Below are 16,246 nucleotides of genomic sequence, written 5' to 3'. Positions count from 1 at the left end.
CCCGCCTCAGCCCGCCAGCGCCTCTTCCAACTCGCGCGCCAGCCGCTTGCTTTCCTCCGCCCGCGGTTTCGAGAAGCGCGCCAGCAGCAGATAGACCACCGGCGTCAGATACAGCGTGGACAACGTCGCCAGACCCAGCCCGCCCACGATCACCCAGCCCAGCGCCTCGCGCGCCTCGGCGCCCGCGCCCGCGGACAGGATCAGCGGCACGCCGCCCAGCACTGTCGAGGCCATGGTCATCATCACCGGCCGCAGCCGGATCGTCGCCGCATCATGGGCCGCCTGCGCCACGCTCGCGCCCCCGTCGCGCAACTGGTTGGCGAATTCGACGATCAGGATGCCGTTCTTGGCCATGATCCCGATCAGCATCACCAGCCCGATCTGCGAATAGACGTTCAGGCTTTGCCCCGTCAGCATCAGCGCAAACACCGCGCAGGCCAGCCCCAGCGGCACCGTCGACATCACGACGATGGCCGAGATGAAGCTCTCGAACTGCGCCGACAGCACCAGGAACACCACCGCGATGGCAAAGCCGAAGATGATCAGCAGCCCCGCATTGGTCTGGTTCAGCGTCGCCGCCTCGCCCAGCGGCACGATGCGGTTCTGCTCCTCCATCAGATCGGCCGCCAGCGCCTCGACCCGCACCAGCGCCTCGCCCAGCGCCAGTTCGGGCGTCAGCCCGGCCGCGATCTTGACCGCGCGGCCCTGGTTCTCGCGGTCCAGTTCCGGGGCGACGGGGCGTTCCTCCAGATGCACGAAACTCGACATCGGCACCATCTGGCCGTCGCCCGTGCGCACATAGATGTTCTGCAGATCGCCCGGATCGTTCACCGGGTTGGCGCTCGACAGCATCTGGATGTCAAAGCTCTGGTCGCCGATGAAGACCGAGCCCACCGTCCGCCCGTTGAGCATCGCCCGCAGTGCATCCCCCAGACCGGTGATGTCGATGCCCAGATCGGCGGCGCGGGTGCGGTCGATCTCGACGAACAATTGCGGCTGCGTGGTCTCGTATTCCAGTTGCACCTCGCCGAAGGCGGGATCGTCCTGCATCCGTTCGACCAGCGTCTCGGCCAGATCGGCCAGCCGCTCATAGCTGTCGCCGGTGATCGCGAAACTCAGCCCCCGCCCGGCGCCGCGAATCCCCAGCGAGTTGGGCTGGATCGCGAAGGCGCGCACGCCCACGATCTCGCGCAGCTTGGCGTTGATCTCGCCCACGATCTCGTCCTGGCTGCGGGCGCGCGCGCCCCAATCGGCCAGCCGGAACACCATGAAGCCGGAATTGGCCGTGCCCATCCCCGAGATCGCGAAAGTGCCGGTGATCTCGCCCGTCTCCAGCAGGGGCGCCACCGCTGCCTCGATGGCCAGCATCTTTTCCTGCGTGTAGTCCAGCGACACGCCCTGCGGCGCGCTGACCCGCAGCAGCGCGACGGCGCGATCCTCGCGCGGGGTCAGCTCCTGCCGGATGCCGCCCGCCACCAGCACCGCGGTCGCCGCGAACAGCACCGCGACCAGAACCACGACAAGGGGCATCGCCAACGCCCCGCGCAGCGTGCGCGCATAGATCCCGGCCAGCACCGCCCCCAGCCAGCCCACCGGGCTGCGCCCCGCCTTCTTTTCCCCATCGGCACGCAACAGCCGGCTGGCCAGCACCGGGCACAGCGTCAGCGCCACCACCGACGAGATCCCGACCGCAATCGCCAGCGTGAAGCCGAATTCGCGGAACAGCCCCCCCGCCTGTCCGGGCAGGAAGGACAGCGGCACGAAGACCGCGGCCAGCGTCGCCGTCGTCGTCACCACCGCAAAGAACACCTGTTTCGTGCCCAGCACCGCCGCCGCGCGCGGCCCCATCCCCTCGCCCCGGCGGCGCACGATGTTTTCCAGCACCACGATGGCGTCATCCACCACCAGCCCCGTGGCCAGCACCAGCGCCAGCAGCGTCAGGATATTGACCGAGAACCCCACCAGGTAGATCGCCGCCAGCGTCCCGATCAGCGCGACCGGCATGGTCAGCGCCGGGATCAGCGTGGCGCGCGCATCGCGCAGGAACAGAAAGATCACCGCCACCACGATCGCGATGGCCAGGCCCAGCGTCTTCAGCACCTCGGCAATCGCGCCATTGACGAAGATCGCGTCATCCGAGGTGACGAAGATGTCCAGATCCTCGGGCAGGGTGCGGTCCAGCTCGGCCACCAGCGCACGCACATTGCGCGAGATGTCCAGCGTGTTGCTGCCCGCCTGCCGGATCACGCCCAGCCCGATGCCGGTCTGCCCGTTCGCGCGCAGCACCGTCTCGTTCGGCGCGGGACCCAGCGTCACCCGGGCCACGTCGCGGATCTCGACATGCGGGGCGATGCGCAGATCCTCGAACGCCTCGGGCGAGGCGACCATCGCCGTCGTGCGCACATTGATCGACTGCCGCGCCCCTTCCAGGTCGCCCGCCGCCGCGTTGAACCCCGCATCCGACAGCGCGCGCGCCATGTCCGCCAGCGTCAGCCCGCGGCTGGCCAGCGCCGCCTGGTCGATATCGACGCGAAAGATCGGCTCGCGGTCGCCATAGACGCGCACATCCGCCACCCCCTCGACCGAGATCATCCGGTCCAGCACGCGGTCCTCGACGATCTGCGTCAGGTCCTGCGCGCTGCGCCGCGACGAGGTGACGGCGACCCGCATCACCGGCTGGGCATCGGCATCGGCCTTGACCACCTGCGGGGCATCCGCCCCGGTCGGCAACTGCCCCTCGACCCGGGCCACCGCGTCGCGGATATCGGTCGCGGCCACGTCGATATCGACGCTTTCGGCGAATTCCACCGTCACCCGGCTGCGCCCGAAGCGCGAATTGGACGAGATCGAGCGCACGCCCGCCACCCTTCCCACCGCGCCTTCGATCCGGCCGGTGATCTCCTGGTCGATGGTCTCGGGCGCGGCCCCCTGGAAATCGGTCGTGACGGTGACCACGGGCCGGTCCACATTGGGCAATTCGCGCACCTCGACGCCGAACAGCGCGGCAAACCCCGCCAGCACGATCAGGGCCGAGACCACCAGCGCCAGGATCGGCCGGCGCACGAACAGCGCGGGGCCTCCTCCTTCGGCGGCGCGCGTCGCTTCCTCCAGCATGGCAGGCTCCTTTCGCTAAAGCGGCGCCGCGCGATCCCCGGCCAGCGCGGCCTGCGGCGCCACGATCCGCACCTCGGCGCCCGGGCGCAGGACCTGCACCCCCTCGACCACGACCATTTCGCCGACCTCCAGCGCGGCCTCGACCAGCACGGCATCGGCACTGCGCTGGCGGATCGTCACCGGCACCCGCTCGGCCCGGTCCTCGCGCACCACCCAGACATAGGCGCCCTCCGCCGACCATTGCACCGACAGCGGATCGACCGAGGGCAGCACCTCGCCGGGAAAGCGCAGCACCACCTCGAAGGCCATGCCCGCGCGCAACAGATCCGCCGCGTTGTCCAGCCGCCCCTGCACCCGCATGGTCCGGCTCGCCTGGTCCACCACATTGTCGATGGCCTGAACCGTGCCCTCCAGCACCGTGCCCCGCATCGACAGCGGCCGCGCCTCCAGCGCCATGCCGGTCGCGACCTGGCCCACCACCCGCTCGGGCACGCGGAAATCTATCAGGATCTGCGTGCGATCCGTGATCGTGACCACCGGCTCCTGCGCCGACACGCTGTCGCCCACCGCCAGGTCCAGCACCCCCGCCCAGCCCGAGACCGGCGCCAGCAGGCTGCGCTGCTCCAGCGCGAATTCGGCCTCGCGCAGCGCCAGCTCGGCCGAGCGCAGCGCCAGATCGGCGGCCCGGCGGCTGACCTCGGTCACCGCCCCGGTGGTCTCCAGGCGGCCCAGCCGCGCCGCCTCGTCGCGCGCATCCGCCAGCATCAGCCGGGCGCGTTCCAGCGCGATCCGCTGGGCCTCGTCCTCCAGCCGCAGGATCAGGCTGCCTTCCTCGACAAAGGCGCCGTCCCCGGTGCCGATCTCGACCACCTCGCCCGCCACCCGCGCACGCACATTGACCGTGCGCAGCGCCCGCCCGTCGCCGATCGCCGTCAACCGGTCGCTGACCCGTCCCTCGGCCACCGGCTCGACCACGACAAGGGCGCCCCCCCCTCGCCGCGGCCCCGCCGCCTCCTGCCCGGGCGCGGTCGCCTCGATCCCGAACAGCCCCAGCAGGCCCAGCCGGTCCAGCACCGGCCGCGCCGAGGGCACGAAGGCCACCCACAGCGCCAGCGTCACCGCGATCACGAGTGTGGAAAGGACAATCTGCCGGAGCATCGGGCGTTCCATTGCCAGGGCGCCGCCATGCGGCCTTGGCCTCAGGATATAGCGCCCCCGCGCCGCCGAGTCACTTCCCCGCCCCCTCACGGACCGGCGAGCGTCGCGTGATCGTCCCCCCGGCCGGCCGCCCGGTCCGCTGGACCATCGCCGCGCAGCGGCGTAGAAGCACGCCATTGCCGCCCGGCAGATGACCCCCAGGACGACCCCATGCCGAGCGCGGACAGGGCAGGGGCCAGCCCTCCCGCCCCCCGACCCCGGAGCCTGCCCGCATGACCGACCCCACCGCCCTCGATCTCGCCCATCGCGCCATGGCCGCCGCGCCCGAGGATCCCTCCCCCCGGCTGCGCTGGTATGGCGCGCTTTCCGCAAGCGAGCTTTACCTGCTGCTCGACCGCGAACCGGCCGGGGACCGCCTCGCCCCCCGCGTCTTCCGGCTGGATACGGGCCCCGTCGTCCTCGCCTTCGACCGCGCGACGCGGCTGACCGATTTCACCGCCGAACCCGCCCCCTATGCCGCGCTGCCGGGCCGGGCGCTGGCGGAGCTTCTGGCCGGGCAGGGGCTTGGCCTCGGCATCAATCTCGGCACCGAAGACGGCGAATTGCTGCCCCCCGACGCGATCGACTGGTGGGCCGGGATGCTCGGCTCCGCGCCCGAACCGCGCATGCTCGCGGCCGGAACGCCGACCCCGCCGCCCGACCTGCCCGCCCCGCTCATCGCCGCGCTTGATCGCTGCCTCGCCACGGCCACCGGCCTTGCCGCCTGCGCCTGCCTCGCCGGGCTGCGCCAGGAGGATGGCGGCCATGGCCTCGTGCTCGCCTTCCTCGACCCCCGCCCCGGCGCCGAAACCGCGCTCGCCCGCGCCGCCGCCGAGGCGCTGCGCTTCTGTGGCCTCGACGAGGCAGAACTCGACATCGCCTTCCTCGCCGCCGACCATCCCGACGCCGCCCGCCTCGCCCGGATCGGCCTGCGCATCGACCTTGCCCCCCCGCCTTCCCCGCCACCCAGGCAGGCCGATCCCGACGCCCCCCCGCGCCTGCGCTGATCTTCTTCTGGCCGGAAATATCCCCGCCGGAGGCACGCGGCCGCAAGGCCGCGCCACCCCCAACCCCGGGCAAGCGGGGCGCATGCCCCGCGCGGCCCGGGGGCGGGAGCGCACCGCCACCGCCCGCCCCGTCAATAGCCCCGCGCGCGGTCCACCAGGTGCAGGAACGGCTCGCCCGCCTCGCCGCGCCGGATATTCTCGGCGATCACGCGGGCGGCAGTTTCGGGCCGCGTCTCGGCCGCGACATGCGGGCTCACCGTCACCCTGGGATGGGTCCAGAACGGATGCCCCGCAGGCAGCGGCTCGGTGCGGAACACGTCCAGCGTCGCATGGCCCAGCCGCCCCGCATCCAGCGCCGCAAGCAGCGCGGCATCCTCCACCAGCGCCCCGCGCCCCGGATTGATCAGCACCGCGCCGGGCGGCAGCCAGCCCAGCCGCTCCGCATCCATCAGGTTTTCGGTCTGCGCCGTCAGCGGCAAGAGCAGCACCACGATGTCCGCGCGCTCCAGCACCGCGCGCAGCTCCGCCGCGCCGTGATGGCAGGCGATCCCCCCGATCTCGCGCGGCGTCCGGCTCCAGCCCGCCACCTCGAACCGCAACCCCGCCAGCGCCAGCGCGCAGGCGCGCCCCAGCGCGCCCAGCCCCAGAACCGCCACCCGCCTTTCGCGCGCCAGCGGCGGCACGACCGGGTCCCAGACCGGCGCGCGGCGCAGCAGATGCCGGTCCAGCCCCAGGTGATGGCGCAGCACCTGCCCCGTCACCCATTCCACCATGCCCTCCTCCAGCCCCGGATCGACCATCCGGCACAGGGGTTGGGTCAGCGTCGGATCGGTCACGATCCGCTCGACCCCGGCCCACAGGCTCAGGACCGCGCGGCAGCGGGTGAAGGGCGCGAAATCGCGCAAGCCGTCATTCGGGGCGTAGACGATGTAATCCACCGCGCCGGGCGCATCGGTTCCGGTGACGATCCGCGCCGCCACCCCCACCTCCTCCAGCGCGCGGGCCAGCGGCGCGCGATAGGCCTCCCACAGCCCGTCGCGGGCGGAAAACAGGACCAGCGGCATCAGCGCCCCCGCGGGCGATGGATATACGCGCTCTGCACCAGCCCGAAGCCCACCATCAGCACCAGCATCGCCGACCCCCCGTAGGACACCATCGGCAGGGGCACCCCCACCACCGGCATCAGCCCCATCACCATCGACATGTTCACCGCGAAATACAGGAAGAAGGTCGCCCCGATCCCCAGCGTCAGCAGCGACGAGAAGCGGTCCTTGTTCTTCAGCGCCGCGCTGATGCAGAAGACCAGGATCAGCACGTAAAGCGCCAGCAGCGAAACGCCCCCCAGCAGGCCGAATTCCTCGGCCAGCGTGGTGAAGATGAAATCGGTATGTTTCTCGGGCAGGAAGTTCAGCCGCGACTGCGTGCCCTGCATGAAGCCGCGCCCCGACCAGCCGCCCGAGCCCAGCGCGATCTTGGACTGGGTGATGTGATAGCCCGCGCCCAGCGGGTCGCTCGCGGGATCGAGGAAGGTGTCGATCCGGCGGAACTGGTAATCCTTCAGCAATTGCCACTCGGTCCCGCGGCTCGACAGCACCGCGGCCACCGCGCCCACGCCCGCCCCCGCGATCACCGCGAAGTAAAGCCAATGCACCCCGGCCAGGAACATCACGATCCCGCCGCCCGCCAGCAGCAGGATCGCGGTGCCCAGATCGGGCTGTTTCAGCACCAGCGCGGTGGGGGTCAGGATCAGCGCCGCGGGCATCAGCACGAACAGCGGCCGCGAGACCTTGTTGATGTCCAGCCAGTCGTAATAGGCCGCCAGCATCATCACCAGCGTGATCTTCATCACCTCCGAGGGTTGCAGCCGGATGAACCCGAGGTCGATCCAGCGCTGCGCGCCCATGCCGACCTCGCCGAAGAACTCGACCGCCACCAGCAGCAGCACCGACAGCCCGTAGGCCAGCGCCGCCATGTTGCGCCAGAACCAGATCGGCACGAAGGCCACCGCGAACATCGCCGCCAGCCCCAGCGCGAAGCGCTTCATCTGCGGCTCGGCCCAGCGGTCCAGATTGCCGCCCGCCACCGAATACAGCATCAGGAACCCGACCGAGGCCACCGCGCACAGCAGCAGCACCAGCGCCCAGTTCAGGTAAAGCACCTTGCTCGGCCCGGTGGGCACCCGCTTGACGGTATATTCCAGATAGCTCATGCGCGCCCGCGCCCGCCAGAGGGGCCGCTGCCCGGATCGCGCAGGCGCAGGCCGCGCAACCGGTCCTCGATCTGCCAGCGCTGCCGGTCGGGATAGGCCGAGAGCGGCGGCACATCGCCATGCAGCGCGCGCAGGATGATGTCGCGCGCGATGGGGGCCGCCGCGACCGACCCGCCGCCGCCATGCTCGACCACGACCGAGACCGCGATCCTCGGCGCCTCGACCGGCGCATAGGCCACGAACAGCGCATGGTCGCGCCGCTCCCAGGGCAGATCCTCGTTGCGGAACACGCCCGCCGCGCGCTCGGCGGCGGTGATGTTGCGCACCTGGCTGGTGCCGGTCTTGCCCGCCATCGCCATCTCGGCGGTGACCACGCGGCTGCCATAGGCGGTGCCGCGGCGGTTGTTCACGACCGCATCCATCGAGCGGCGGATCCGCGCCAGATTGGCCGGGTTCACCTCCAGCGGCTCGCCCGCGCCCGAGGGCTGCTCGACCCCGTCGATCGACTTGACCAGCCGCGGCACCACCGCCCGCCCGGTCGCGATCCGCGCGCTCATCACCGCCAGTTGCAGCGGCGTGGACAGCACATAGCCCTGCCCGATCGAGGCGTTCAGCGTGTCGCCGATCCGCCATTCCTCGTTCCGGCGCGCGCGTTTCCACGCCCGGTCGGGGACCAGCCCCTCGCCCACTGCCGACAGCGGCAGGTCGAACGCCTCGCCCAGCCCGAACCTGCGCGCCATCGCGGCGATCTTGTCGATGCCGACGCGCTGGCCGATCTCGTAGTAATAGACGTCGCAGGATTGCTCGATGCTTTCGACCAGGTTCACATGGCCATGCCCGCCCCGCTTCCAGCAATGGAACCGGCGGCTGCCCAGCGTCAGGTGGCCCGGGCACCAGACGGTGTCCTCGGGCCGGATCACGCCATCCTCCAGCGCGGCCAGCGCGGTGATCATCTTGAAGGTCGAGCCCGGCGGATAGGCGCCCTGCACCGGCTTGTTCGACAGCGGCCGATAGGGGGTGTCGGTCAGCATGCGGTAATCGGCAACCGAGATCCCGCGCACGAACAGGTTCGGATCGAAGCTCGGCGCCGAGGCCAGCGCCAGCAGGTCGCCGCGCTCGACATCCATGACCACGACCGCCGCGCTTTCCTCGCCCAGCCGCGCCTGGGCAAAGTTCTGCAAGCCCGCATCCACGGTCAGTTGCAGGTCGCTGCCCGGCTGGCCCTCGATCCGGTCCAGTTCGCGGATCACCCGGCCCGCCGCGTTCACCTCGATCCGCCGCGTGCCCGCCTTGCCGCGCAGCCGGTCCTCGTGTTTCGCCTCGATCCCGGTCTTGCCGATCTGGAAACGCGGGATCCGCAACAGCGGGTCGGGCGAGTCCAGCTGCGCCAGGTCGGATTCCGAGACCGGCCCGACATAGCCCACCAGATGCGCGAAATCGGGGCCCAGCGGGTAATGCCGCGACAGCCCCACCTCGGGGCTGATCCCCGGCAGGGCCGGGGCGTTCACCGCCACCAGCGCCACATCGTCCCAATGCAGCCGGTCGGCCACCGTGACCGGCACGAACGGGCTGTGGCGCAGGATCTCGCGCCGCGCCCGCTCGATCGTCTCCTCGTCCAGCGGCACCAGCCGGATCAGCCGCTCCAGCGTCTCGTCGATATCGCCCGCATCCTCGCGCACCAGCACGATGCGATAATTCTGCTCGTTCTCGGCGACGACATGGCCCGCGCGGTCATAGATCATCCCGCGGATCGGCGGGATCAGGCGGATATTGATCCGGTTCTCCTCGGCCAGCATCCGGTAGGTGTCGGCCTCGGTGACCTGCAGATGCCGCATCCGCAGCGCCAGCGCCGTCACCAGCACCGCCTGCGCGCCGCCAAAGACCAGCGCGCGCCGCCCGATGCGCCGACTGCTTTCCTCGGTATCCCTGGACGAGCGTTTCATCGCCTGAGCCCCCGCGGATCCAGCTCGCCCGGCGTCACGCGGCGCACCATGAACAGGTAGCGCGCCGCCAGCGCCACCAGCGGATAGGCCAGCACCGTCAGCACCGCCTGCACCGCCAGCAGCCCGAACTGCACCTCGGGCACCCCGAACAGCGCCAGCACCAACGCGTAGGCCAGGAACACGCCGCCTATCGTGCCCCCGGTCAACAGCCATTCCGGCCCGAACGGCGTCTCGACCGAAACCTGCTGGCGCGCGCGCAGGAACTCCGCGCCCATCAGCGCCAGCGCCGTGAACAGCCCCGGCGGGCGCATCAGCAGCATGTCCAGCATCAGGAACACGCAGGCGATCAGCCAGGGCGGCAGGTAGTCGGGCCGGCGCTGCAACCAGGCGAAGGTCAGGCACAGCATCCATTCCGGCCCGGGCAGGATGTCGGCCCGCGTCTCCAGCGGCAGGATCTGCACGAAGACCACGACCCCGGCCACCGCCCCGAAGATCAGCCGGTGCAGCCAGCGGTCCAGCGTCAGCGGATCAACCATCGCCCGCCTCCTGCGCGGCGGCGGGGATCGGGGCAGGGGCCGGGCCGATCGGCGCGGGCACCACCAGCCCCCCGGCATCGCGGATCACCTCGCCCGCATGGCTGCGCAGCACGCGCAGGAATTCCAGCCGGTCATATTCCGCCGCCAGCCGCGCCCGCAGCCGCTGGTCGCGCCCCAGCGCCACATGCCCGACCAGCAGGCCCGCCGGGAACACCCCGCCATCGCCCGAGGACACGACCCGGTCGCCGGGCCGCACCTGCGCCGGATCCTCGAGGAAATCCAGCAGCGGCGCGGCCGAATTGTCGCCCGCCAGCACCGCGCGCTGGCCCGAGGGCTGGATCGTCACCGGGATTCGGCTGTTCGAATCGGTCAGCAGGATGACCCGCGAGGTGGTCTTGCCCACCCCCGCGATCCGCCCCACCAGCCCCAGCCCGTCGGTCGTTGCCCAGCCGTCCAGGATGCCGTCCCGCGCCCCCACGTTCAGCAGCACCGACTGCCGGAAGGGCGAGCCCGAATCCGCCAGCACCACGCCGGTCACATGGGTCAGCCGCGGATCCAGCCGAACCTTGTTCAGATCCAGCAGCTTGGCATTCTCCTGCTCAAGCTGCAGCGCGGCTTCCTTCCAGGCCATCATCTGGCGCAACTCGCGGCGAAGTTCCTGATTCTGCTCGGCAAGCCGGGCATAGGACTGGAACCCCTCGATCAGCCGCGCGGTGCGCGTGACCGGCACCAGCGCCCAGTCGAAGCTCGGTACCACCGCATCCACCAGGGCGGCGCGGAACCGTTCCACGCGCGGGCTGTCCACCCGCCACAGCACGAACACCGCCAGCAGGACAAAGACCAGCCCCCCGATCAGGATGCGCCGGATCGGGCGGGCATAGTCCAGTTCGGAATTGCGGTCTGCGGCCAAGTCTGCCTCGCTTGCGGCGCGCGCGGCCGTCCGGTTCAGCTTTCGTAATCTATCACATGCCGAAGCTGTTTTTCATATTCCAGCGCCTTGCCGGTCCCCAGCGCGACACAATTCAGTGACTCGTCGGCCACCGAAATCGCCAGCCCGGTCTGCTCGCGCAGCGCCAGGTCCAGCTCGCCCAGCAGCGCGCCGCCGCCCGTCAGCATCACGCCGCGATCCACGATATCGGCGGCCAGATCGGGGGGCGTCGCCTCCAGCGCGGTCATCACCGCCTCGCAGATCTGCTGCACCGGCTCGGACAGCGCCTCGGCGATCTGCGCCTGGTTGATCTCGATCTCCTTCGGCACCCCGTTCAGCAGGTCGCGGCCGCGGATATGCATCGACGCGCCGCGCCCGTCATCGGGCATCCGCGCCGACCCGATCGAGGTCTTGATCCGTTCCGCGGTGGCCTCGCCGATCAGGATGTTCTGCTGGCGCCGCAGGTAGTTGATGATCCCGTCATCCATCCGGTCGCCGCCCACCCGCACCGAGCGCGCATAGACGATGTCGCCCAGCGAGAGGACCGCCACCTCGGTCGTGCCGCCGCCGATATCGACCACCATCGACCCCGTGGGGTCGGTGATCGGCATGCCCGCCCCGATGGCCGCCGCGATGGGCTCCGCGATCAGCCCCGCGCGCCGCGCACCCGCCGACAGCACCGATTGCCGGATCGCGCGCTTCTCCACCGGCGTCGCGCCATGCGGCACGCAGACGATGATCTTGGGCTTGGTGAAGGTGGTGCGCTTGTGGACCTTGCGGATGAAGAACTTGATCATCTCCTCGGCCACGTCGAAATCCGCGATCACGCCCTCGCGCATCGGCCGGATCGCCTCGATGCTGCCGGGCGTGCGGCCCAGCATCAGCTTGGCATCCTCGCCGACGGCCAGCACCTGCTTGCGCCCGTCCTTGACGTGGAACGCCACCACCGAAGGCTCGTTCAGGATGATGCCGCGGCCCTTGACATAGACGAGCGTGTTCGCCGTGCCGAGGTCGATCGCCATATCCGACGAGAACAGACCGCCAAAACCTACCATGTGCCGGGCCACCCGATGAATGAGGAAAACGGCCCGCGATTCCGTCCGGCGGGCCGTGCACCTTATAGGCTTTTGCCGCAGCGCCGGTAAAGGGCGCATTCATGGCCCCGACGGCGCAATTTCGCCGCTTTCACTATTCGAACAATCGACCCGGTCAGAGGTCGGGAATCCCAGGCTTCGGATTTCACTTTTCCAACATTTGCGTCCCCGGGGCAGGGCAGGCACCCCGCCCCGGGACCAACCGTCGCGACTCAGACCGCCGCTTTCGCCTCGTCCGGCCGGGTCTTTTCGCGCCGCACCGCCAACCGATTCAGGGCGTTCACATAGGCCTTGGCGCTGGCCACCACGGTGTCGGTATCGGATGCCTGCCCGGTCGCGATATGGCCATCCTCCTGCAGGCGCACGCTGACGGTGGCCTGCGCATCGGTGCCGCCGGTGACCGCATGCACCTGGTAAAGCTCCAGATGCGCGTGATGCGGCACCAGCGCCTTGACGGCGGCAAAGGTGGCATCCACCGGCCCGTCGCCCTGCGCCGTCACCCGCTGTTCCGCCCCGTCGATCGACAGGATCAGGTCGGCCGATTGCGGCGCCTCGGTGCCGCAGATCACCCGCAGGAATTTCACCTGCACCCGGTCATGGTCCAGGTCCGCCTCGCTGTCGCGCATCAGCGCGATCAGGTCGTCGTCATAGACCTCCTTCTTGCGGTCGGCGAGCGCCTTGAACCGCACGAAGACGTCGTTCAGCTGGTTGTCGCCCAGATCGAAGCCCAGTTCCTTCAGCTTCGCGCGCAGCGCCGCCCGGCCGGAATGCTTGCCCATCACCAGGTTGGTGGCGTTCAGCCCGATATCCTCGGGGCGCATGATCTCGAAGGTCTCGGCATTCTTCAGCACGCCATCCTGATGGATGCCCGATTCATGGGCAAAGGCGTTCTTGCCGACGATGGCCTTGTTGTATTGCACCGGGAACCCCGACACGGTCGCGACCTTGCGCGAGATCGCCATGATCCGCCGCGTGTCGATGCCCGTGCGGAACGGCATGATGTCATTCCGGACCTTCAGCGCCATGACGACCTCTTCCAGCGCGGTATTGCCCGCGCGTTCGCCCAGCCCGTTGATCGTGCATTCGATCTGCCGCGCGCCCGCCTCGACCGCGGCCAGCGCATTCGCCGTCGCCATGCCCAGATCGTTGTGGCAATGGGTGGCAAAGATCACCTGATCGGCGCCGGGCACCCGCTCCAGCAGCATCGCGATCAGGTCCGCACTTTCGCGCGGCGCCGTATAGCCCACCGTGTCGGGGATGTTGATCGTCGTGGCGCCGCATTTGATCGCGGTCTCGACCACCCGGCACAGGTAATCGCGTTCGGTCCGCGTCGCATCCATCGGCGACCATTGGACATTGTCGCACAGGTTGCGGGCATGGGTCACGGTCGCGGCGATCTTCTCCACCATCTCGTCCTGCGTCAGCTTGGTGATGTCGCGATGCAGGGGCGAGGTGCCGATGAAGGTATGGATGCGCGGCCGTTTCGCATGGCTCACCGCTTCCCAGGCGCGGTCGATATCGGCGAAATTGGCGCGTGCCAGCCCGCAGATCACCGCCGATTTCGCCTGTTTCGCGATGTCGCGCACCGCCTCGAAATCGCCCTCCGAGGCGATGGGAAACCCCGCCTCGATGATGTCGACGCCCATCTCGTCAAGCATGGCGGCGATTTCCAGCTTCTCGTCATGGGTCATGGTCGCGCCGGGGCTTTGCTCGCCATCGCGCAAGGTCGTGTCGAAGATCAGGACGCGGTCCTGTTCGGTCTGGTCGGTCATGGTGAGAACTCTCGTGTTGGTCTTAGCCGGAAGGGTCTTGGCGCGGAACGGGATCCTCTGAGCGGTCGCGCCGGGACGGCACGCTCAGAGGCGGCTAAGCAGCAGCAGGCCAAGCGGCAGCGCGCGCAGGGCGCGGGCGGCGGCAGGGATATGGGCCTGATGTTCCATGGCGCGCAGTATAGGCATGCAAACGCCAAAGGAAAGCGGAATCGCCGGGCCTTGCGCCCGCGCGGGGCCGCCCTAGCTTGGCCGCGATGGAACGGGCCCTTGTCATAGGCGCATCGGGCGGGATCGGCGCCGCCCTCTGCGCGGCGCTTGCCGACCGGGGCGCAAGGGTCACGGCCCTGTCGCGGCGCGAACACGCGCTGGACGTCACCGACGAGGCCAGCATCGCCCGCTGCCTCGGCGCGCTGGATGGCCCGTTCGACCTGATCCTTGTCGCCACCGGCGTGCTGAACGGCGCGGGCCAGCCCCCCGAAAAGGCGCTGAGGGCATTGACGCCCGAGGCGCTGGCCCATCAATTCGCCGTCAATGCCGCAGGCCCGCTTCTGGTGCTGAAACATGCTGTCCGACTGATGCCGCGCGACCGCCGCGCGGTCTTTGCCGCGCTGTCGGCCCGGGTCGGGTCCATCGGCGACAACCGGCTGGGCGGCTGGTATGCCTATCGCATGGCCAAGGCCGCGCTGAACCAGGGGCTGCACAGCGCGGCAATCGAGCTTGCCCGCACCCATCCCCGGGCGATCTGCGCAGCGCTTCATCCCGGCACCGTCGCCACGCCCTTCACCGCCGCGCATGCCGCCCGCCACCCGACCGTGCCCCCCGACCAGGCGGCGGCGAACCTTCTGGCGGTGATCGAGCGCCTCGATACCGACGCCACGGGCGGGTTCTTCGACTGGTCCGGCGCGCGCGTGCCGTGGTGACCCGCCTTGTCCTTGTGCTGGGCGACCAGTTGTCGCCCGGCCTTTCGGCGCTGCGGGCGGCGGACAGGACGCGCGATCTTGTCGTGATGGCCGAAGTCATGGCCGAGGCGTCCCATGTCCGCCACCACCCCAAGAAACTCGCCTTCACCTTCGCCGCCATGCGCAAATTCGCCGCCCGGCTGGCCGCCGCAGGCTGGCGCGTCGCCTATTCCCGGCTCGACGATCCCGACAACACCCAGTCGATCCCGGGCGAGCTTTTGCGCCGCGCCGCCGCCGAAGGCGCGCATCAGGTGCTGGCCACCGAACCCGGCGACTGGCGGCTGATCGCGGCGCTGGCCGACCTGCCGCTGACGCTGCGCCAACTGCCCGATGACCGCTTCATCGCCAGCCATGCCGAATTCGATGCCTGGGCCGCGGGGCGCAAATCGCTCCGGATGGAATATTTCTACCGCGAGATGCGCCGCAAGACCGGCCTCCTGATGGAGGGCGACGCCCCCGCGGGCGGCAAGTGGAACTACGATGCCGAGAACCGCAAGCCCGCCGCCCCCGACCTGTTCCGCCAGGGCCCGCTGCGCTTCGACCCCGACGACATCGTGCAGGATGTGCTGAGGCTTGTCGAAACCCGCTTCCCCGACAGTTTCGGCCAATTGCGCCCGTTCTGGTTCGCCACCGATGCCGACCAGGCCGAGGCCGCCCTTGCGCATTTCCTGACAACCGCCCTGCCGGGCTTCGGCGACACGCAGGACGCGATGCTGACGGGCGACCGCTTCCTGAACCACGCCTTCCTCTCGCCCTATCTGAATGCCGGGCTGCTGGACCCGCTGGACATCTGCCGCCGGGCCGAGGCCGAATACCGCGCGGGCCGGGCGCCCCTGAACGCGGTCGAGGGCTTCATCCGCCAGATCCTCGGCTGGCGCGAATTCATCCGCGGCATCTATTTCCGCGAAGGCCCCGACTATCCCGGCCGCAACGCCCTGACCCACACCCGCCCGCTGCCCGCGCTCTATTGGGGCGCCGGGACGCAGATGAATTGCATCGCCCAGGCCATCGCCCAGACCCGGGACGAGGCCTATGCCCACCATATCCAGCGGCTGATGCTGACCGGCAATTTCGCGCTGCTGGCAGGCATCGACCCGGGCGCGCTGCATGAATGGTATCTGGCGGTCTATGCCGACGCCCATGAATGGGTCGAGGCGCCCAATACCATCGGCATGAGCCAGTTCGCCGATGGCGGCATCGTCGCGTCCAAGCCCTATGTCTCGTCCGGGGCCTATATCGACCGGATGTCGGATTATTGCCGGTCCTGCCATTATGATGTCCGTCAGAAGACGGGGAAGGGGGCCTGCCCGTTCAACCTGCTCTACTGGCATTTCCTCGACCGCCACCGCGACCGCTTCGCCGCGAATCCCCGGATGGGGCCGATCTACCGCAATTGGGACAGGATGCCCCCCGACCGCCGCGCCACGATCCTGGCCGAGGCGCAGGGCCTGCTCGACCGGCTGGATGCGGGCGGGACGGTCTGACCC

Annotated in this window: 12 protein-coding genes; 3 read left to right on the top strand and 9 right to left on the bottom strand. The window is 69.9% G+C overall.

All coding sequences use genetic code 11. From position 1 onward, the window contains the following. Window positions 1–6: 6 nt before the first annotated feature. Together NHN26_RS07465 and NHN26_RS07460 are read right to left on the bottom strand one after the other, a co-directional pair. Window positions 7–3,114 carry an efflux RND transporter permease subunit gene (locus tag NHN26_RS07465; protein WP_253088873.1) on the bottom strand — a complete coding sequence of 1,036 codons (3,108 nt, stop codon included), beginning with the start codon at window positions 3,112–3,114 and terminating at the stop codon, window positions 7–9. A 15-nt stretch (window positions 3,115–3,129) separates the two neighbouring features. Continuing rightward, window positions 3,130–4,272 carry an efflux RND transporter periplasmic adaptor subunit gene (locus NHN26_RS07460; protein ID WP_253088872.1) on the bottom strand — a complete coding sequence of 381 codons (1,143 nt, stop codon included), beginning with the start codon at window positions 4,270–4,272 and terminating at the stop codon, window positions 3,130–3,132. A gap of 272 nt (window positions 4,273–4,544) precedes the next feature. On the opposite strand from NHN26_RS07460, the gene NHN26_RS07455 reads away from it, so the two are divergent. Next, window positions 4,545–5,318 (top strand): SseB family protein, encoded by a 774-nt coding sequence (locus NHN26_RS07455; RefSeq protein WP_253088871.1) that lies wholly within the window; start codon window positions 4,545–4,547, stop codon window positions 5,316–5,318. 131 nt (window positions 5,319–5,449) lie between these two features. Here the strand turns inward: NHN26_RS07455 and NHN26_RS07450 are convergent, their stop codons facing one another. From NHN26_RS07450 to NHN26_RS07420, 7 genes are all read right to left on the bottom strand, one after another. Then, a complete protein-coding gene (locus NHN26_RS07450) occupies window positions 5,450–6,382 on the bottom strand; it encodes a 2-hydroxyacid dehydrogenase (RefSeq protein WP_253088870.1) in 933 nt (310 codons plus the stop codon). Continuing rightward, complete coding sequence (gene rodA / locus NHN26_RS07445) at window positions 6,382–7,527, bottom strand: rod shape-determining protein RodA (RefSeq protein WP_253088869.1); 1,146 nt, start codon at window positions 7,525–7,527, stop codon at window positions 6,382–6,384. The genes NHN26_RS07450 and rodA overlap by 1 nt, the downstream gene beginning before the upstream one ends. Continuing rightward, window positions 7,524–9,470, bottom strand: coding sequence for a penicillin-binding protein 2 (gene mrdA / locus NHN26_RS07440; protein WP_253088868.1), 1,947 nt, complete (start codon window positions 9,468–9,470; stop codon window positions 7,524–7,526). Before mrdA ends, rodA begins: the two co-directional genes overlap by 4 nt. Further along, window positions 9,467–10,006, bottom strand: a complete 540-nt coding sequence (locus NHN26_RS07435; protein ID WP_253088867.1) for a rod shape-determining protein MreD — start codon at window positions 10,004–10,006, stop codon at window positions 9,467–9,469. Before NHN26_RS07435 ends, mrdA begins: the two co-directional genes overlap by 4 nt. Next, on the bottom strand, window positions 9,999–10,916 hold the full coding sequence (gene mreC, locus NHN26_RS07430) for a rod shape-determining protein MreC (protein ID WP_253088866.1): 918 nt from the start codon (window positions 10,914–10,916) through the stop codon (window positions 9,999–10,001). Before mreC ends, NHN26_RS07435 begins: the two co-directional genes overlap by 8 nt. 35 nt (window positions 10,917–10,951) lie before the next feature. Then, window positions 10,952–11,989, bottom strand: coding sequence for a rod shape-determining protein (locus NHN26_RS07425; RefSeq protein ID WP_253088865.1), 1,038 nt, complete (start codon window positions 11,987–11,989; stop codon window positions 10,952–10,954). 251 nt (window positions 11,990–12,240) lie between these two features. Then, window positions 12,241–13,800, bottom strand: coding sequence for a 2-isopropylmalate synthase (locus NHN26_RS07420; protein ID WP_253088864.1), 1,560 nt, complete (start codon window positions 13,798–13,800; stop codon window positions 12,241–12,243). A 254-nt stretch (window positions 13,801–14,054) separates the two neighbouring features. On the opposite strand from NHN26_RS07420, the gene NHN26_RS07415 reads away from it, so the two are divergent. Together NHN26_RS07415 and NHN26_RS07410 are read left to right on the top strand one after the other, a co-directional pair. Beyond that, window positions 14,055–14,720 (top strand): SDR family NAD(P)-dependent oxidoreductase, encoded by a 666-nt coding sequence (locus tag NHN26_RS07415; protein ID WP_253088863.1) that lies wholly within the window; start codon window positions 14,055–14,057, stop codon window positions 14,718–14,720. Further along, window positions 14,714–16,243: a cryptochrome/photolyase family protein gene (locus tag NHN26_RS07410; RefSeq protein WP_354595925.1), complete on the top strand. Its 1,530-nt coding sequence runs from the start codon at window positions 14,714–14,716 to the stop codon at window positions 16,241–16,243. The genes NHN26_RS07415 and NHN26_RS07410 overlap by 7 nt, the downstream gene beginning before the upstream one ends. The last annotated feature ends 3 nt before the right edge of the window (window positions 16,244–16,246 follow it).

Source organism: Rhodovulum tesquicola (assembly GCF_024128855.1).
Classification (GTDB): domain Bacteria; phylum Pseudomonadota; class Alphaproteobacteria; order Rhodobacterales; family Rhodobacteraceae; genus Rhodovulum; species Rhodovulum tesquicola.
This window is presented reverse-complemented; position numbering and strand designations above follow the sequence as displayed.